The organism is Burkholderia anthinoferrum (assembly GCF_002925705.1).
Classification (GTDB): Bacteria; Pseudomonadota; Gammaproteobacteria; order Burkholderiales; family Burkholderiaceae; genus Burkholderia; species Burkholderia semiarida.
Genome location: NZ_LFZP01000033.1, coordinates 29,731 through 48,104, shown reverse-complemented (window position 1 = coordinate 48,104; position 18,374 = coordinate 29,731). Strand labels below are relative to the sequence as shown.

Below are 18,374 nucleotides of genomic sequence, written 5' to 3'. Positions count from 1 at the left end.
CGGATCGCCGCCGACAGCCCGGCGGGGCCGCCGCCGACGATCACGACGTCGTATTCCATCGATTCGCGCGGGCCGTATTGCTCGATGAGGCTTGCGGGGGTCATTGGCGTTCCTCTAACCGTTAGAATGCTTTTATTCGGGAGCGTATTGTCTGCGAAACGAAACGCTTGCCGCAACAACATGCAGGTAGATTAGCACGATCGTTCTATTTTTTGTGCTAGGGTAATGCCGCTCGGGCTGTGCCAGCCCGGGCTGGCGCAACGACATCGAAAGGGGATGTGCAAATGGGTCGATCGATCAATCTGGAAGGCAAGGTTGCGCTGGTCACGGGCGCGTCGAGCGGCCTCGGGCAGCGTTTTGCGCAGGTGCTGTCGCAGGCCGGCGCGAAGGTCGTGCTCGCGAGCCGCCGCGTCGAGCGCCTGAAGGAGCTGCGTGCGGAGATCGAGGCGGCGGGCGGTGCCGCGCACGTCGTGTCGCTCGACGTGACCGACGTCCAGAGCATCAAGGCGGCCGTCGCGCATGCGGAGACGGAAGCCGGCACGATCGACATCCTCGTGAACAATTCGGGCGTGTCGACGATGCAGAAGCTCGTCGACGTCACCCCGGCGGATTTCGAATTCGTGTTCGATACGAACACGCGCGGCGCGTTTTTCGTCGCGCAGGAAGTCGCGAAGCGGATGATCATGCGCGCGAACGGCGGCGGCAACGGCAAGCCGCCGTGCCGGATCATCAACATCGCGTCGGTGGCCGGGCTGCGCGTGTTTCCGCAGATCGGGCTGTACGCGATGAGCAAGGCGGCGGTCGTGCAGATGACGCGCGCGATGGCGCTGGAGTGGGGCCGCCACGGCATCAACGTGAACGCGATCTGTCCCGGCTATATCGATACCGAAATCAATCATTACCTGTGGGAAACCGAGCAGGGCCAGAAGCTGCAGTCGATGCTGCCGCGCCGGCGCGTCGGCAAGCCGCAGGATCTCGACGGGCTGTTGTTGCTGCTCGCGGCCGACGAGTCGCAGTTCATCAATGGCTCGATCATCTCCGCGGACGACGGCTTCGGCCTCGCGTGAGCGGATGACATTTCGCAACAAAGAAGACTGCAATGAGCGCAACAAGCGATTACTCTCCCGTTTTTGAGATGTCGATGCCGATCCGCTGGGGCGACATGGACGCGTTCGGCCATGTGAACAACACGGTCTATTTCCGCTACATGGAGCAGGCGCGGATCTCGTGGTTCGAGCAGCTCGGCATTGCGGGCGGCAACGGCGAGGGGCAGGGGCCCGTCATCGTCACCGCGTCGATGGAGTTCCTGAAGCAACTGCACTATCCGGGTGACGTGATCGCGAAGATGTCGGCTGCAAAGCCCGGCCGAAGCAGTTTCGACACCGGCTTCGAGCTCACGCGCGCGGACGATCCGCAGCATGTCTATGCACGCGGCAACGCGCGCTGCGTGTGGGTCGACTACGCGCTCGGCAAGTCGGTGCCGCTGCCGCCACTGCTGCGCGACACGATCGAGCGCGCGCTCGCGACGAAAGTCGGCTGAGCGCGGATACCGGCAGGCCTGCGCAAGGCCGCCGGTGGCGCGCCGTGCCCGATGTTTCCCCGGATCGGCCGCCGCGCGCGGCCGATCGTCATTCGCGCGTCGCGATGCTATGCAATGCGCGTTTACTGCCCGAGCAGGCGCTGCAGCAGTTCCGGCGTGTTGTTCGTCCCGTATTTGCGCATCAGCCGCGCGCGATAGATGTCGACCGTGCGTGAGCTGATGTCGAGCACGCGCCCGATCTGCTTGCTGGTCTTGCCGGTCGCGAGCTGGGCGGCGATCTCGCGCTCGCGCGGGGTCAGCTCCACCGCGACGCGGCGCGTCGCGCTCAAATCCTCGAAGGTCCAGACGCCCGCCGAGAGTGGCGCGGTGCGGTCGAGCGCGCGGCCCGTCACGTGGCACCAGAACAGCTCGCCGTCCGCGCGTTTCATGATTCTGTCATCCGAGTAGACGCCGTTCGCGACCATCACGCGGGCGATGCGCTCGCCGATGCGCTGGAATTCGTCCGTCGACGGGTAGAGCACCGCGTACGATTTCCCGATCAGGTCGGCCCGTGCGCAGCGGAAGATCGACGCGAGCGCGTCGTTGCAATCCTCGATCACCCGGTCGCGCGACAGCACGAGGCCGAGCGGCGCGAGGTGGAAGGCGGTCTGGTAATCGAGCTCGGGCATGGCGCAGGCAAGCGGAGGCAAATGCTTATGTATTTTTGCGTATTGTGCCGCATCGGCGTCACATCGTACCCTTTCAGGCATCTCGCGGCGGTGTGTCGCGACATAAAAACAGCGCGCTTCGACGCAGGCATCGCCGCGCATGCATAGAATGGTGCGGCGGGCTTGCGCCACGTGGCGCGTGAACCGGTTTTGCTGGTTTCCATAGAGGAAGGGACAACAGATGAACAAAGTCTATCCAAGCGCGGCTGCCGCGCTGGAGGGAATCGTCCGCGACGGACAGACCTTCGCGGTGGGCGGCTTCGGCCTGTGCGGCATTCCCGAGGCGCTGATCGCGGCGTTGCGCGATTCGGCCGTCAAGGGCATCACCTGCATCAGCAACAACGCGGGCGTCGACGGTTTCGGCCTTGGCCTGCTGCTGGAAACGCGCCAGATCAAGAAGATGATCTCGTCGTACGTCGGCGAGAACAAGGAGTTCGAGCGCCAGTATCTGGCCGGCGAGCTCGAGCTCGAATTCACGCCGCAGGGCACGCTCGCCGAAAAGCTGCGCGCGGGCGGCGCGGGCATTCCCGCGTTCTTCACGAATACCGGCTACGGCACCGTGATCGCGGAAGGCAAGGAAACGCGCCAGTTCGGCGATTGCCACTACGTGCTCGAGCCGTCGCTGACGGCCGACGTCGCGCTCGTCAAGGCGTGGAAGGCCGACAAGTCCGGCAACCTGATCTACCGCCGCACCGCGCGCAACTTCAACCCGATGTGCGCGATGGCCGGCAAGATCACCGTGGCCGAGGTCGAGGAGATCGTCGAGAACGGCGCGCTCGATCCGGACCACATCCATACGCCTGGCATCTTCGTGCAGCGCATCGTGCTGAACGCGACGCCTGAAAAACGCATCGAACAACGCGTCGTACGCGCGAAAGGAGACTGACATGGCCTGGAATCGTGACCAGATGGCCGCGCGCGCGGCGAAGGAACTGCAGGACGGCTTCTACGTGAACCTCGGCATCGGCCTGCCGACGCTCGTCGCGAACCACGTGCCGGAAGGCGTCGAGGTGTGGCTGCAGTCGGAGAACGGCCTGCTCGGCATCGGCCCGTCGCCGACCGAGGACGAAGTCGACGCCGATCTCATCAACGCCGGCAAGCAGACCGTCACGACGCTGCCGGGTTCGTCGATCTTCTCGTCGGCCGATTCGTTCGCGATGATCCGCGGCGGTCACATCAACCTCGCGATCCTCGGCGCGATGCAGGTCAGCAAGCAGGGCGATCTCGCGAACTGGATGATCCCGGGCAAGATGATCAAGGGGATGGGCGGCGCGATGGACCTCGTCGCGGGCGTGAAGCGCGTCGTCGTGCTGATGGAGCATGTCGCGAAGGGCGATCAGCACAAGATCCTCGACGAATGCAACCTGCCGCTCACGGGCGTCGGCGTGGTCGACCTGATCATCACCGATCTCGGCGTGATCGAGGTGACGCCGGCCGGGCTGAAGGTGCTCGAGCTCGCCGACGGCGTGAGCGTCGACGAGATCCAGGCGAAGACGGGCGCACCGCTCGACGTCAGTGCCGTGGCCTGACATTACCTCGTTGCGTCATCCTCGACGCCCCGCGTTCCCGACGGAACGCGGGGCGTTTTGTCATGACCGCATGTGTCACGCAATCGCGCCGCCGCCGTCGATCAGCACCGTCGAGCCGGTTGCATAAGGCGTTGCCGCCAGGTACACGATCGCATTCGCGACATCCTCCGGCTGACCGACCCTGCGTGCCGGCAGCCGCTGCGCGGCGCCCGCATACATCGCGTCGCGTGCGTCGGGAGCGAGGTTGTCCCATAGCGGCGTCGCGATCAGGCCCGGCGACACGGTATTCACACGCACCGGCGCGAGCTCCAGCGCCAGCCCGCGGGCGAGCGCCTCGAGCGCCGCGTTGATCGCGCCTTGCAGGACCGACGACGCGCTCGGCCGCACGCTGAGGTAGCCCGACACGAACGTCAGCGAACCGCCGGGCGCGATATCGATCGCGCGGGCGATGCGGTAGGCGCCCCAGAACTTGCTGTCCATCGCCGCCTGCGCGTCGTCAAGCGGCAGCGCGCGGACCGGTCCTGTGGCCGTCTTCGCGGCAGAAATCACGACGTGGTCGAACTGGCCGGCGCGGGCGCAGAATGCATCGACGTTCGCCGTATCTGTGATGTCGAGCGTTTCGGTTCGCACGTGCTCGCCCGGTATGGCGTCGATATCGAACCTGCCCGGATCGCGCGACGCGATCGTCACGCGCGCGCCGCGTTGCGCGAATGCCGTCGCGGTGGCGGCGCCGATGCCGGAGCTTCCTCCGACGACGAGTACTTTCTTTCCGTGGAGCGGATCATTCATGAAGGTCTTTCCTGGGTGATGAGTTGAACGGCATCCGGTCAGATCGTTTCGGTTTCGCGCAGCGTCGACGGGCTATGCAGCGCGAAGCGCGCAATGTCGTCCTTGCGCATGAAAGCGACACCCGGGTGTGATCGCGCGTAGTGCAGGAAGTCGTCCCACGCACGGACCATCTGCGGCGTGCCGCTGATCCGGTCGTGCGCACTGATCGACATCAGCCGCCGCCTGTGGCCGGCTTCCGCGTACAACTGGTCGAAATCGAGCTTGATTTGCTCGACGAACATCGTCGGCGAGTAGTTGCGGCCTTCGATCAGCAGGATGTCGTTGTTGCGCAGCGTGTACGGAACCACCGCGAAATCGCGACCATCGACGGTCTCGATGAACGGTTCGTCGCGACTGACGTCGTCGATGTGATACACGTAGCCGAGTTCCTGCAGCAGCGACAACGTATGCGGCCCGCGCCGCAGCCAGTTGCAGTTGTAACCGGTCGGGCGCTGGCCGGTCACCGCTTCGACCATGTCGCGCGCTTCGGTCAGGAAGCGGCGCTCGTCGTCGCGGTTCATCGCGAATTGCGCGCGCCACGTCGGGCCGTGCGCGGCGGCTTCGTGGCCGCGCGACACGATCTCGCGCGCCAGTTCGGGGTGCCGGCGCGCGGCTTCCCCGATCATGTGCGACGTCACTTTCACGCCGTGTCGATCCCACAGGTCGAGCAGGCGCGGAATGCCTTCCCGGTAGCCATACGCGAACCAGGTGGCCGACGCGAGATCGATCGGCACCGACGGCGGAAACGCGACGGCCGGAAACGGGCTGTCCGCGCCGGTCGACGGTTGTCCGCCCGCCTCGAACTGCATCGAGATCGAGATCACGAGCCGCGCGCCGTCGGGCCAGAACGGCGTAGCGCCCGGCGCCGCGGGCGCCGGCGTCGGCGCGGCGGTGGCAGGCAGGGGCGTGCCTGCGGCCAGCGCGACGCCGGCAGCGAGCCCGGCGCCGGCCTGGGCCAGGAACGTGCGGCGCGGCAGGGGTGTCGCGGGCGTGTCGTTATCGTGAGTCATCGTCCTCTCCGTCAGCCGACGAGCCCGAGCTGACGCATCAGCGTCAGGTTGTCCTCGATGTGCCAGTTTTCCGCGATCCGGCCGTGATCGATCCGGTAGATATCGGTCGCGATGAAGTCGATTGCCTGTCCGCGCCCGGCCGTTCCGTTGAATGCGCCGGTGAAATGCCCGCGGAAATGCAGGTGCACGACGACCCGGTCGCCTGCCACGATCATCTGTTCGATGTCGCAGCGCAGGTCCGGGATCGCGCCGCGCATCGTGCCGGAGGCCGCGATCGGCCCCGCGATGCCTTGTTCGCGGCCGGGCGGCAGGGTTTGGTCGGTGAAGTCGTCTGCGAGCGCCGCGCGGGCGAGGGCGGGGTCGCCGGTGTTCCAGAAGCTGCCGTAGCGGCGCGCGGCCAGGATTTGCGCGCGAGCCTGCGCGGCCGGCAAGCCTGCCGCGACGGTCAGGCTGTGCGGCGAGACGAGATCGGCGGCCTGGGACGCGGCGGGCCAGAGTGCCACGACGCAAGCGGCTGCCGCGAATGCGTGCGCGACGGGGCGGGCGGCCGAACGAAGGCGGATCGACATGATTTCGAGGGTCCTGTGAAGAGCGTCATGCGACGACGCGGAACAGGTATGGTAGGTTTCCGTTCTACATGCAAATACGGGCAAAAGGCGAATGGATTCTTCGAAAAAAGGAAAGATTGAAGCGAGGCTGGCACCATGACGCTCATCGACGATTTTCCGGCGCTCGATACCTTCGCGCGGATCGTGTCGGCCGGCAGCCTGTCGGCGGCGGCGCGCGAGCTCGACCTGTCGTTGTCCGTCGTCAGCAAGCGGCTCGCGCATCTCGAGTCGCGGCTCGGCGTGCGCCTGCTGCACCGGACGACGCGGCAGCAAACGCTCACCGACGACGGCGCGCAGTTTCACGCGCAGGTGCTGCGCATCCTGGCCGAGGTCGAGCATGCCGAAACGCTGATGCGCGATCGTCGCGGCACGGTCAGCGGCGTGCTGCGCGTGACGGCGCCCGGCGAGCTCGGCCGCCTGCGCATCGCGCCGCTCGTGGCGGCCTTTCAGCAGCGACATCCGCAATTGACCGTGCAGCTGGTGCTGACCGATGCGGTCGTCGATCTGCTCGCAGCCGACATCGACGTCGCCGTGCGAATCGGCAATCTTGCCGATTCGACGATGATCGCGCGCGAGCTGGCGCCGAATCATCGCGTGCTGTGCGCGTCACCGGGCTATCTCGCGGCGCACGGGCGGCCGGCTCATCCGGCCGAGCTCCGCGCGCACCGATGCATCGTGATGGGCGACCAGCCGCGTGCCGAATGGCGGTTCGACGGCGCGCAAGGCGACGTGGCGGTCGAGGTCACGGCCGCGCTGCTGACGAACGACGGCGGCGCGGCGCGCACGCTGGCGCTCGAAGGCGCGGGCATTGCGTTGAAGTCGATCTGGGACGTCGGCGCCGATCTCGATGCCGGCCGGCTCGTGCGCGTGCTGCCGGCCTTCGAGGCGCCCGCGGCGCCGCTGCATGCCGTCTATCCCGGCGGCCGCCATGTGCCGTTGCGCGTGCGGACGTTCGTCGATTTCCTGCGCGAGCAGTTGCGCCACGCGTGGCGCCGCGACGCTTGAACCCGTCCCGGGCGGTGAGCCGGGCGCGTGGCGCCTCGTGATTCCGAAGCGGTTTACAATCGTTTGCATCGGGCGCCGCAAGCGTTGCCCTGCGCGTCGCCCCCGTTCGACAGGATGCCAACGATGCCAACGACCCCAGCGAATCCCGCGGTTCCCCGCCAGCGGCGCGTGCAGTGCGCGAGCGCGGCCGGCCTTCACCATGTCGCCTATACCGAGTGGGGGGATCCCGCGAATCCGCGCGTGCTCGTCTGCGTGCACGGCCTGACGCGCTCCGGGCGCGATTTCGACCGGCTTGCCGCTGCGCTGTCGGATACGTATCGCGTCGTCTGCCCCGACGTCGCCGGGCGTGGCCGGTCCGATCGGCTGGCCGATCCGCGGCTCTATGCGATTCCGCAGTACGTGGCCGACATGGTGACGCTGATTGCACGGCTGGACGTCGAATCGGTCGACTGGTTCGGCACGTCGATGGGCGGGCTGATCGGCATGGCGCTCGCCGGGCTGCCGGGTTCGCCGCTGCGCCGGATGATCGTCAACGACGTCGGCCCGCGCATCGAGCCCGATTCGCTGACGCGCATCGGCGAGTACCTCGGCGTGCAGCCGCGCTTTGCGACCGAGCAGGAGGGAATCGACTATCTGACGTCGCTGTCGCTGCCGTTCGGTGCGCTGAGCGCCGACGAGTGGCGCGAGATCAACGGGCCGCTGCTGCACGAATTGCCCGAAGGCGGCTGGACGATGCGCTACGACCCGCGCATCGCCGAGCCGTTCAAGGCGACGACGCCCGAGCTGGCCGCGCTCGGCGAGGCCGCGCTGTGGCGCGCGATCGAGACGACGGACGCGACGCTGCTCGTCGTGCGCGGCGAGACGTCCGACCTGCTGTCGCGCGAGACGGCGGATGAAATGGTGCGTCGCGGCCGGCATGTGACGCAGGTCGAGATTCCGGGCGCGGGCCACGCGCCGGCGTTCGTCAGCGCCGACCAGATTGCGCTCGCGCGGCGGTTTTTCGTCGAAGGCGACGCATAAACGCGTCATAATATGCGGTTCGGCGGCACGTGGGCCGTGCCGCCGCCCGATTCCTTACCCATCACGACCGGAACATTTCATGGCAGTCATTCGTCACCACGTCGGGGCCCGTCTCTCCGAAACCGCGATCCACAACGGTACCGTGTATCTGGCCGGCCAGATCGCCGAAGACACCACGCAGGACATCCGCGGCCAGACGCGCGAAGTGCTCGGCCACATCGATCGCCTGCTCGCCGAAGCGAACAGCGACAAGGCGCATCTGCTGTCGGTGCAGATCTACATCTCGGATCTCGCGAACTTCGAAGGCATGAATGCGGAGTGGGACGCATGGGTCGCGCCGGGCAACACGCCGCCGCGCGCGACCGTCGAGGCGAAGCTCGCCGATCCGGCGCTGCTCGTCGAGATCGTGGTCGTCGCCGCGCAGCGGAGCTGAGCGTTATCCGACGATGACCGTATTCCGGCAGGCCGTGCCATGACCGAATCCGTTTCCGCTTCTCCCGTCGCGGCGCCGTCGTTCGACGACGTGCTCGCGTTCGTGCGCGAGCGGGCCGGCGACGCGCGCCTGTCGTCGGGCGAGCTGCTCGCCGATCACTCGGCGGGCACGGCGGCGATCATGCGCACGCTGAACGTCGATCCGCACGCGATGCAGGCCGCCGCGCTGTTCGTGCTGACGCCGCACCTGAGCGACCCCGAGCGCGAGCTGACCGAGCGTTTCGGCGACGAGGTCGCGCGGCTCGTGGCCGACGTGCGCAAGCTGTTGCGGCTCGGTACCGTCAGCCTGCGCGCCGCGCAGAACGCGAAGCCCGACGCCGGGCGCGACGCGGCGGAGGAGCGGCGCACGCAGATCGAGGCGCTGCGCAAGATGCTGCTCGCCTTCGCGCAGGACATCCGCGTGGTGCTGATCCGGCTCGCGTCGCGGTTGCAGTCGCTGCGCTACTACGCGGCCGCGAAGCTCGATCCGCCGCCCGACGTCGCGCGCGAGACGCTCGAGATCTATGCGCCGCTCGCGAACCGTCTCGGTATCTGGCAACTGAAGTGGGAGCTCGAGGATCTCGCGTTCCGCTTCGAGGATCCCGTCACCTACAAGCGGATCGCGAAGCTGCTCGACGAAAAGCGCATCGAGCGCGAGGCGTACGTCACGCAGGCGATCGCGCGGCTGCAGCACGAGCTCGCGCAGGCGCACATCCAGGCCGACGTGAGCGGCCGGCCGAAGCATATCTACAGCATCTGGCGCAAGATGCGCGGCAAGGAGCTCGATTTCTCCGAGCTGTACGACGTGCGCGCGTTTCGCGTGATCGTGCCCGACATCAAGGATTGCTACGCGGTGCTCGGCATCGTGCATCACCTGTGGCAGCCGGTGCCGAAGGAGTTCGACGACTACATCTCGCGGCCGAAGCCGAACGGCTACAAGTCGCTGCATACGGTCGTGATCGGCGACGACGGCCGCGCGTTCGAAGTGCAGATCCGCACGCAGGAGATGCATCGTTTCGCGGAGTACGGCGTCGCCGCGCACTGGCGCTACAAGGAGGCCGGCGCGCGCGGCTATGGCGGCCAGTTCTCGGCGAGCGACAAGTACGACGAGAAGATCGCGTGGCTGCGCCAGTTGCTCGCATGGAAGGACGACGTCGAGGACGGCGCCGAAGTGTCGGGCGACCAGGCGTGGGCGCAATTGCGCGAGACGTCGCTCGACGACGACCACATCTACGTGCTGACGCCGCAGGCGCGCGTGATCGCGCTGCCGCAGGGCGCGACGCCGGTCGATTTCGCGTACCACCTGCACAGCGAGCTCGGCCATCGCTGCCGTGGCGCGCGCGTCGACGGGGCGATGGTGCCGCTGAACACGCCGCTCGCCAACGGCCAGACGGTCGAGATCGTCGCGGTGAAGGAAGGCGGGCCGTCGCGCGACTGGCTGAACCTGCAGCTCGGTTACCTGAAGAGCTCGCGCGCGCGACAGAAGGTGCGTGCGTGGTTCAACTCGATCGAGCAGGAAGAAAACGTCGCGCACGGCCGCGCGCTCGTCGAAAAGACGCTGCAGCGCGAGGGCAAGACGTCGGTCAACCTGGACAACCTCGCCGCGAAGCTCGGCTTCAAGTCGCCCGAGGAACTGTTCTCGGTCGTCGGCAAGGAAGAGTTCAGCCTGCGCAACGTCGAGCACGCGCTGTCCGATGCGCCGCCGCCGGAACCGGCGCCCGAGGCGCCGGCCGATTTCGAGAAGCGCAGCAGCGGTGCGAGCGTCGCGCACGGCGCGTCGACCGGCGTGCTGGTGGTGGGCGTCGACGCGCTGCTGACGCAACTGGCGCGCTGCTGCCGTCCGGCGCCGCCCGATCCGATCAGCGGTTTCGTCACGCGCGGCAAGGGGATGTCGATCCACCGCACCGACTGCCCGACGTTTCGCCGGATGGTCGAACGCGCGCCGGAGCGCGTGCTGCAGACGACCTGGTCGGCCGACGTGCTGGGCGGGCGCGGCGCGTCCGTCTATCCGGTCGACCTGATGATCGAGGCGAGCGACCGGCAAGGGTTGCTGCGCGATATCTCCGAAGTGTTCGCGCGCGAAAAGATCAACGTCGTGGGCGTGAAGACCCAGAGCCGCCGCAATGCGGCGTTCATGCAGTTCACGGTCGAGGTATCGAATTCGGCGCAGGTGCAGCGCGCGTGCACGCTGCTCGGCGAGGTGCAGGGCGTCGTGCGGGCGGGGCGGAAGTCGTAATGGGGTTGGAACGGCGTCATTTTGCTGCGGCCGCATAAAACACTTGCCAAGCCGGCCGCCGCCCCATATAATCTTAGCTTCTCTAGGCTCGTAGCTCAGCTGGTTAGAGCACCACCTTGACATGGTGGGGGTCGTTGGTTCGAGTCCAATCGAGCCTACCAACGAATTGAGAATGCCCGGCCTCCGGGTGTTCGAAGCAGTACACAACTCAACGCGAACAAGGCGAATACGGTTATGACACCGCGAACGTTGACCGAAACCACTTCGGAGCGACGCTAGTCGAGGAACGTTTTCGCCCTTTCAGTTTGAGTGAAGTATCGAATGCGGCCCCTCGAAAGCGGGGCCGCATTTTTTTTGTCGCGAAATTTTCATGCGTGAGTTCGATCTCGCGTACCTGGTCTGCCGCCCACTGTCGGCATCACGGAGAGTGCTATGGTTTCGATACGCTTGCCTGACGGCTCAGTTCGACAATACGAGCATCCGGTGACAGTCGCCGAGGTTGCGGCCTCGATCGGTCCCGGTCTTGCGAAGGCTGCGCTTGGTGGCAAGCTCGATGGCGAGCTGGTGGACACGTCGACGGTAATCGACCGCGACGCGTCGCTCGCGATCGTCACCGACAAGGATGCCGACGGCCTCGACATCATCCGCCATTCGACCGCCCACTTGCTCGCGTATGCGGTGAAGGAACTGTATCCGGACGCGCAGGTGACGATCGGCCCGGTGATCGACAACGGTTTCTATTACGACTTCTCGTACAACCGCCCGTTTACGCCGGAAGATCTGGAAAAGATCGAAAAGCGCATGCAGGAACTCGCGAAGAAGGACGAGCCGGTCACGCGCCGTGTCGTGTCGCGCGACGAGGCCGCCGGTTACTTCCGCAGCATCGGCGAGAAGTACAAGGCCGAGATCATCGAGTCGATTCCGCAAAGCGACGAAATCAAGCTGTACTCGCACGGCGGCTTCACCGATCTGTGTCGCGGCCCGCACGTGCCGTCCACCGGCAAGCTGAAGGTCTTCAAGCTGATGAAGGTCGCCGGCGCGTACTGGCGCGGCGATTCGAAGAACGAGCAGCTGCAGCGGATCTACGGCACGGCCTGGACGAAGAAGGAAGACCAGGACCAGTACCTGCACATGCTCGAGGAAGCGGAAAAGCGCGACCACCGCAAGCTGGGCAAGCAGCTCGACCTGTTCCACATGCAGGAAGAGTCGCCGGGCATGGTGTTCTGGCATCCGAAGGGCTGGGCGCTGTGGCAGCAGGTCGAGCAGTACATGCGCCGCCGCGTCAACGAAGCCGGCTATCTCGAGATCAAGACGCCGATGATCATGGACCGCTCGCTGTGGGAAGCGTCGGGCCACTGGCAGAACTATCGCGAGAACATGTTCACGACGGAGTCGGAGAAGCGCGACTACGCGATCAAGCCGATGAACTGCCCGGGCCACGTCCAGGTGTTCAAGCACGGCCTGCGCTCGTACCGCGATCTCCCGCTGCGCTACGCGGAATTCGGCTCGTGCCACCGCAACGAGGCGTCGGGTGCGCTGCACGGCCTGATGCGCGTGCGCGGCTTCGTGCAGGACGATGCGCACATCTTCTGCACGGAAGACCAGTTCATCTCGGAATCGATCGCGTTCAACACGCTGGCCATGAGCGTGTACAAGGATTTCGGTTTCGATCACATCGACATCAAGCTGTCGCTGCGCCCCGATCAGCGTGCGGGCACGGACGAGACGTGGGATCGCGCCGAGCAGGGTCTGCGCGATGCACTGACCGCCTGTGGCCTCACGTGGGAAGAGTTGCCGGGCGAGGGTGCGTTCTACGGCCCGAAGATCGAGTACCACATCAAGGATGCGCTCGGCCGTTCGTGGCAGTGCGGCACGCTGCAGCTCGACATGGTGCTGCCGGAGCGCCTGGGCGCCGAGTACGTGGCGGAAGACAACAGCCGCCGCCGGCCGGTGATGCTGCACCGTGCGATCGTCGGTTCGATGGAGCGTTTCCTTGGCATTTTGATCGAGCACCATGCTGGTGCAATGCCGGTTTGGCTCGCGCCGTACCAGGCAATTGTGCTCAATATCGCCGAAAGTCAGGCCGAATATGCGCAGTCTCTGGCCCAATCGTTGCAAAAACAAGGGGTTAGAGTGGCGGCCGATTTGCGCAACGAGAAGATTAGCTATAAAATACGCGAGCACACGCTGGAAAAGGTGCCTTATCTCCTCGTCGTGGGCGATAAGGAGCGTGATGCGCAAACGGTAGCCGTGCGTGCCCGTGGCGGCGTCGACCTTGGCGTTATGCCGGTCGAAGCCTTCGTTGAGCGTCTGCAGGAAGACCTGCGCTCGTTCAAGTAACCGCCCTGGCAGCGCGGCTCGTTTTTTTAATTTTTAGAGGAAACGTAACATCGCTACTGATAAGTCGTCGCACCGCATCAACGGTGAAATCACTGCGCCGGAAGTGCGCCTGGTCGGGATCGAGAATGAACCGCTCGGTATCGTAAAACTCGCTGACGCTTTCCGTAAATCGGAAGAACTGGATGTTGACCTGGTGGAAATCGCGCCGCAAGCGGTGCCGCCGGTTTGCCGTCTGATGGATTACGGCAAGTTCAAGTACCAGGAATCGAAGAAGCAGCACGAAGCGAAGCTGAAGCAGAAGGTCATCCAGGTCAAGGAAGTCAAGTTCCGTCCGGGTACCGATGACGGGGATTACAACGTCAAGCTCCGCAATCTCGTGCGCTTCCTCGAAGAGGGCGACAAGACGAAGATCACGTTGCGTTTCCGCGGCCGCGAAATGGCTCACCAGGAAATCGGTATGCGGATGCTCGAGCGTCTGCGCACGGATCTCGACGAAGTCGGCCAGGTCGAGCAGATGCCGAAGATGGAAGGGCGCCAGATGATCATGGTGCTCTCGCCGAAGAAAAAGAAGTAACGGGCCCGCGCGCATCGCGCGCAGGTTCGACAGTGGTTCGGCGCGTTGCCCGGTCAGGGCGGCGCGCCAGCAACGACGGCGGCTGCGCAAGCGGTTCGCCGTACACAAGTGGACTGGGTTTCGAAGGGCGGGTCAAGGGCGCAAGCCAACCGCACACCCATCGCCATCTAATAAACTGGAGTTGTTCGTCATGCCTAAGATGAAGACCAAGAAGAGCGCTGCAAAGCGCTTCGTGGTGCGTCCGGGCGGTACCGTCAAGCGCGGTCAAGCCTTCAAGCGCCACATCCTGACCAAGAAAACCACGAAGAACAAGCGCCATCTGCGCGGCGCAACGGCAGTTCACGATTCCGATCTGAACTCCGTCCGCGCGATGCTCCCGTTCGCGTAACCCCTCAACTGATACTCCAAGGAGAGAAACATGCCTCGAGTCAAACGTGGGGTAACCGCACGGGCCCGCCACAAGAAGATCATCAACCTGGCCAAGGGTTATCGCGGCCGTCGCAATAACGTCTACCGCATCGCCAAGCAGGCGGTGATGCGCGCTGGTCAGTACGCGTACCGCGATCGCCGCAACAAGAAGCGTGTGTTCCGCGCACTGTGGATCACGCGTATCAACGCGGCAGTTCGCCAGCACGACATGACCTACAGCGTGTTCATCAACGGCCTGAAGAAGGCGTCGATCGAACTCGACCGTAAGGTGCTGGCCGACATCGCGGTGTTCGACAAGGCTGCTTTTGCTGCGATCGTCAAGCAGGTGAAAGCCGCCGTTGCAGCCTAATTGCGAAATTAGCACTGCGTGGTTAGTTGCAGCGAGGTTCCGGTAGTCTCGGCCGCTGCAGCGAAAACGGGGCTCTTCCGAGCCCCTTTTTTGTTTGGTGGGTAGATTTTCTCGCCAAGACCGAATGACGTTGGAAATGATGGGATCTATGGATCTGGACCAGATTGTCGCCGACGCGCAGCAGTCCTTCGAACAGGCTGCCGACATCACCACGCTCGAAAACGAGAAAGCTCGATTTCTCGGTAAATCGGGTGCGCTGACCGAGTTGCTCAAGGGCCTCGGCAAGCTCGATCCCGAAGCACGCAAGACCGAAGGCGCACGCATCAACGTCGCGAAGCAGCAGGTTGAAGCCGCGCTCACCGCCCGTCGCCAGGCACTGGCCGACGCGCTGATGAATCAGCGCCTCACCGCCGAAGCGATCGACGTGACGCTGCCGGGCCGCGGCGCCGGCACAGGCAGCCTGCACCCGGTGATGCGCACGTGGGAGCGGGTCGAACGGATTTTCGGCTCGATCGGTTTCGACGTGGCCGACGGCCCCGAAATCGAGACCGACTGGTACAACTTCACGGCGCTGAACAGCCCGGAGAACCATCCGGCGCGTTCGATGCAGGACACCTTCTACGTCGAAGGCAAGGATGCCGACGGCCGCCAGCTGCTGCTGCGCACGCACACGAGCCCGATGCAGGTGCGTTATGCGCGCATGAACCGTCCGCCGATCAAGGTGATCGCGCCGGGCCGCACGTATCGCGTCGACAGCGATGCGACCCACTCGCCGATGTTCAATCAGGTCGAGGGGCTGTGGATCGACGAAAACATCAGCTTCGCCGATCTCAAGGGCGTCTATACCGACTTCCTGAAAAAATTCTTCGAGCGCGACGACATCCTCGTGCGCTTCCGTCCGTCGTATTTCCCGTTCACGGAACCGTCGGCCGAGATCGACATGATGTTCGAGCAAGGCAAGAACGCCGGCAAGTGGCTCGAAATTTCCGGCTCGGGCCAGGTGCATCCGACCGTGATCCGCAACATGGGCCTCGACCCCGAGCGCTACATCGGTTTCGCGTTCGGCAGCGGTCTCGAGCGCCTGACGATGCTGCGCTACGGCGTGCAGGATCTGCGGCTGTTCTTCGAGAACGATCTGCGTTTCCTGCGCCAGTTCGCGTAACGCTGCTCGCCGCGCCGACATGTGCCCGTGCATGCCCCCGCCGGACGTTTCCGAAGGGGCCCGGGCGCCGATCTAACCTGTTTCGAACGTAGACATCCATGCAATTCCCTGAATCCTGGTTGAGAACCTTTGTCGACCCGCAGCTGACGACCGACGAGCTGTCGCACGCGCTGACGATGGCGGGGCTCGAAGTCGAATCGCTGAGCAAGGCGGCGCCGCCGACGTCGAAGATCGTCGTCGGCTGCGTGCTCGAAGTCGTCAAGCATCCGGATGCGGACAAGCTCAATGTCTGCCAGGTCGACGCCGGCACCGGCGCGACGCTGAACATCGTCTGCGGCGCGCCGAACGTGGCGCCCGGCATCAAGGTGCCGGTCGCGCTGGTGGGCGCGGAACTGCCGCCGGCGGAAGAGGGCGGCAAGCCGTTCGCGATCAAGCTGTCGAAGCTGCGCGGCGTGGAGAGCCAGGGGATGCTGTGCTCGGCGCGCGAGCTGAAGCTGTCGGAAGACCACAGCGGGCTGCTGATCCTGCCGGAAGACACGCCGATCGGCCAGGACATCCGCGAGACCCTCAATCTCGACGACACGATCTTCGAAATCAAGCTGACGCCGAACAAGGCCGACTGCCTGTCGGTATTCGGCATCGCGCGCGAGACGGCCGCGATCACCGGCGCGCCGCTGACGCCGGTCGACATCCGCCAGGTGAACGTCGAGCTCGACGAAACGCTGCCGGTGCGCATCGCCGCGCCGGATCTGTGCGGCCGTTTTTCGGGCCGCGTGATCCGCGGCGTGAACGCGCGCGCGAAGACGCCGCAGTGGATGGTGGAGCGCCTCGAGCGTTCGGGCCAGCGCAGCGTGTCCGCGCTCGTCGACATTTCGAACTACGTGATGTTCGAGCTCGGCCGCCCGTCGCACGTGTTCGATCTCGACAAGATCCACGGCGGCATCGAGGTTCGCTGGGGCAAGCGCGGCGAATCGCTGAAGCTGCTCAACGGCAACACGGTCGAACTCGACGAAACGGTCGGCGTGATTGCGGACGACCGTCAGGTCGAAAGCCTGGCCGGCATCATGGGCGGCGACAGCACGGCCGTCACGCTCGATACGACCAACATCTACCTGGAAGCCGCGTTCTGGTGGCCGGACAGCATCCGCGGCCGCGCGCGCAAGTACAACTTCTCGACCGATGCGGCCCATCGCTTCGAGCGCGGCGTCGATTACGCGACGACCGTCGAACACGTCGAGCGCATCACGCAACTGATCCTCGAGATCTGCGGCGGCAAGGCCGGCCCGGTCGACGATCAGGCGGTGAACCTGCCGCAGCGCGCGCCGGTGAAGATGCGCGTGTCGCGCGCGAATCGCATCATCGGCGTGAAGATCGGCGCCGACGAGATCGCGAACATCTTCACGCGCCTCGGCCTGCCGTTCGAGCGTGAAGACGACGCGTTCCTCGTCACGCCGCCGTCGCACCGCTTCGACATCGAGATCGAGGAAGACCTGATCGAGGAAGTGGCGCGCATCTACGGCTTCGAGAAGATCCCCGCGCGGCCGCCGGTCGCGACGAGCGAAATGCGCGCGACCCACGAGACGCGGCGTTCGATCCACGACATCCGTCACGCGCTGGCCGCGCGCGACTACGCGGAAACCGTCAACTTCAGCTTCGTCGATGCGGAGTGGGAGCGCGATTTCGCGGGCAACGACAACCCGATTCGTCTGCTGAATCCGATCGCGAGCCAGCTTTCGGTGATGCGCACGACGCTGTTCGGCAGCCTGATCGCCGTGCTGCGCCACAACCTGAACCGGCGCGCCGATCGCGTGCGCGTGTTCGAGTCGGGCCGCGTGTTCGTCGCCGATCCGTCGGTGAAGGCCGGCGAGCTGGCGGTCGAGGGTCATGCGCAGCCGAAGCGCGTCGGTGCGCTTGCGTACGGTCCGGCACTCGACGAGCAGTGGGGCGTGGCGACCCGCGCGGTCGATTTCTTCGACGTGAAGGGCGATCTCGAAGCGCTGCTCGCGCCGGCGGTGGCACGCTTCGTGAAGGCCGAGCATCCGGCCCTTCATCCGGGCCGCAGCGCACGCATCGAGGTCGACGGCCGCGCGGTCGGCTGGATCGGCGAACTGCATCCGCGTCTGATGCAGAAGTACGAGCTGCCGCACGCGCCGGTGATGTTCGAGATCGACGCGGACGCGCTGATCGCACGTGCGCTGCCCGCGCCGACCGACGTGTCGAAATTCCCGCCGGTCCGTCGCGATATCGCCGTTGTCGTCGATCAGGCGGTCGAGGTACAGGCCCTTTTCGACGAAATGAAGAAGGCGCTTGCGGAAGACGCCTGCCGATTCGTTCAGAAGGTTGTACTCTTCGACGAATTTCGTGCAAAATCAAATACTTCCGGTGGCCTTGCCGCGAACGAGAAGAGCCTTGCCTTCCGCGTGACGCTGCAGGACGCGGCTGGCACGCTGCAGGACGAGGTCGTCGATCAGGCGATCCAGACGCTGGTCGAGCGGATGGCGCGTGCCGGTGCGCGTCTGCGCGGCTAGGGAGAGGGCCCGCCCGTTCGCGGGCGGCTTTTTTCCAT

18 protein-coding genes, 1 tRNA gene and 1 pseudogene are annotated in these 18,374 nt (G+C 65.3%); 15 read left to right on the top strand and 5 right to left on the bottom strand.

Annotation, left to right across the window (positions count from 1 at the left end; all coding sequences use genetic code 11):
- Window positions 1-176, bottom strand: a pseudogene (locus C5F75_RS37180) (electron transfer flavoprotein-ubiquinone oxidoreductase); the annotation flags it as partial.
- Window positions 177-284: 108 nt separating this feature from the next.
- Between C5F75_RS37180 and C5F75_RS11590 the strand changes: the two are divergent.
- Together C5F75_RS11590 and C5F75_RS11585 are read left to right on the top strand one after the other, a co-directional pair.
- Window positions 285-1,067 (top strand): SDR family oxidoreductase, encoded by a 783-nt coding sequence (locus tag C5F75_RS11590; RefSeq protein ID WP_011545236.1) that lies wholly within the window; start codon window positions 285-287, stop codon window positions 1,065-1,067.
- A 32-nt stretch (window positions 1,068-1,099) separates the two neighbouring features.
- Window positions 1,100-1,540, top strand: coding sequence for an acyl-CoA thioesterase (locus tag C5F75_RS11585; protein WP_059575825.1), 441 nt, complete (start codon window positions 1,100-1,102; stop codon window positions 1,538-1,540).
- A gap of 122 nt (window positions 1,541-1,662) precedes the next feature.
- Here C5F75_RS11585 and C5F75_RS11580 read toward each other — a convergent pair whose 3' ends face one another.
- Window positions 1,663-2,208 carry a LuxR C-terminal-related transcriptional regulator gene (locus tag C5F75_RS11580; RefSeq protein ID WP_059575823.1) on the bottom strand — a complete coding sequence of 182 codons (546 nt, stop codon included), beginning with the start codon at window positions 2,206-2,208 and terminating at the stop codon, window positions 1,663-1,665.
- 220 nt (window positions 2,209-2,428) lie between these two features.
- Between C5F75_RS11580 and C5F75_RS11575 the strand changes: the two genes are divergently transcribed.
- Both C5F75_RS11575 and C5F75_RS11570 read left to right on the top strand, forming a co-directional pair.
- Window positions 2,429-3,133, top strand: a complete 705-nt coding sequence (locus C5F75_RS11575; RefSeq protein WP_059575822.1) for a CoA transferase subunit A — start codon at window positions 2,429-2,431, stop codon at window positions 3,131-3,133.
- Between the two features lies 1 nt (window position 3,134).
- A complete protein-coding gene (locus C5F75_RS11570) occupies window positions 3,135-3,776 on the top strand; it encodes a CoA transferase subunit B (protein ID WP_059575820.1) in 642 nt (213 codons plus the stop codon).
- Between the two features lie 75 nt (window positions 3,777-3,851).
- On the opposite strand, the gene C5F75_RS11565 is transcribed toward C5F75_RS11570, so the two are convergent.
- Genes C5F75_RS11565 through C5F75_RS11555 form a run of 3 tightly spaced genes read right to left on the bottom strand, consistent with a single transcriptional unit; the run spans window position 3,852 to window position 6,183 of the window.
- The gene (locus tag C5F75_RS11565; RefSeq protein WP_059575818.1) at window positions 3,852-4,565 is read right to left on the bottom strand and encodes an SDR family oxidoreductase; all 714 of its coding nucleotides are present in this window, start codon (window positions 4,563-4,565) and stop codon (window positions 3,852-3,854) included.
- A gap of 38 nt (window positions 4,566-4,603) precedes the next feature.
- Complete coding sequence (locus C5F75_RS11560) at window positions 4,604-5,614, bottom strand: polysaccharide deacetylase family protein (protein WP_059575814.1); 1,011 nt, start codon at window positions 5,612-5,614, stop codon at window positions 4,604-4,606.
- Between the two features lie 11 nt (window positions 5,615-5,625).
- Window positions 5,626-6,183: an ester cyclase gene (locus tag C5F75_RS11555; protein WP_099316342.1), complete on the bottom strand. Its 558-nt coding sequence runs from the start codon at window positions 6,181-6,183 to the stop codon at window positions 5,626-5,628.
- A gap of 135 nt (window positions 6,184-6,318) precedes the next feature.
- On the opposite strand from C5F75_RS11555, the gene C5F75_RS11550 reads away from it, so the two are divergent.
- The 11 genes from C5F75_RS11550 (at window position 6,319) to pheT (ending at window position 18,336) form a co-directional block, all read left to right on the top strand.
- Window positions 6,319-7,227 (top strand): LysR family transcriptional regulator, encoded by a 909-nt coding sequence (locus C5F75_RS11550; RefSeq protein WP_099316343.1) that lies wholly within the window; start codon window positions 6,319-6,321, stop codon window positions 7,225-7,227.
- A gap of 123 nt (window positions 7,228-7,350) precedes the next feature.
- Complete coding sequence (locus tag C5F75_RS11545) at window positions 7,351-8,247, top strand: alpha/beta fold hydrolase (protein WP_059575808.1); 897 nt, start codon at window positions 7,351-7,353, stop codon at window positions 8,245-8,247.
- Window positions 8,248-8,326: 79 nt separating this feature from the next.
- Window positions 8,327-8,680: a RidA family protein gene (locus tag C5F75_RS11540; RefSeq protein WP_006486103.1), complete on the top strand. Its 354-nt coding sequence runs from the start codon at window positions 8,327-8,329 to the stop codon at window positions 8,678-8,680.
- Between the two features lie 39 nt (window positions 8,681-8,719).
- Entirely contained in the window at window positions 8,720-10,954 is a 2,235-nt protein-coding gene (locus C5F75_RS11535) for a RelA/SpoT family protein (protein ID WP_104012259.1), read from the top strand.
- 84 nt (window positions 10,955-11,038) lie between these two features.
- A tRNA-Val gene (locus C5F75_RS11530) sits at window positions 11,039-11,115 on the top strand.
- Between the two features lie 271 nt (window positions 11,116-11,386).
- The gene (gene thrS, locus C5F75_RS11520) at window positions 11,387-13,294 is read left to right on the top strand and encodes a threonine--tRNA ligase (protein WP_006486105.1); all 1,908 of its coding nucleotides are present in this window, start codon (window positions 11,387-11,389) and stop codon (window positions 13,292-13,294) included.
- Between the two features lie 49 nt (window positions 13,295-13,343).
- A complete protein-coding gene (gene infC, locus C5F75_RS11515) occupies window positions 13,344-13,868 on the top strand; it encodes a translation initiation factor IF-3 (RefSeq protein ID WP_081066449.1) in 525 nt (174 codons plus the stop codon).
- A gap of 190 nt (window positions 13,869-14,058) precedes the next feature.
- Window positions 14,059-14,256, top strand: a complete 198-nt coding sequence (rpmI, locus tag C5F75_RS11510; RefSeq protein WP_004191477.1) for a 50S ribosomal protein L35 — start codon at window positions 14,059-14,061, stop codon at window positions 14,254-14,256.
- A gap of 30 nt (window positions 14,257-14,286) precedes the next feature.
- On the top strand, window positions 14,287-14,646 hold the full coding sequence (gene rplT / locus C5F75_RS11505; protein WP_104012258.1) for a 50S ribosomal protein L20: 360 nt from the start codon (window positions 14,287-14,289) through the stop codon (window positions 14,644-14,646).
- 148 nt (window positions 14,647-14,794) lie between these two features.
- Window positions 14,795-15,808: a phenylalanine--tRNA ligase subunit alpha gene (pheS, locus tag C5F75_RS11500; protein WP_059575802.1), complete on the top strand. Its 1,014-nt coding sequence runs from the start codon at window positions 14,795-14,797 to the stop codon at window positions 15,806-15,808.
- 98 nt (window positions 15,809-15,906) lie between these two features.
- Window positions 15,907-18,336: a phenylalanine--tRNA ligase subunit beta gene (gene pheT / locus C5F75_RS11495; RefSeq protein WP_059575800.1), complete on the top strand. Its 2,430-nt coding sequence runs from the start codon at window positions 15,907-15,909 to the stop codon at window positions 18,334-18,336.
- Window positions 18,337-18,374: the final 38 nt, after the last annotated feature.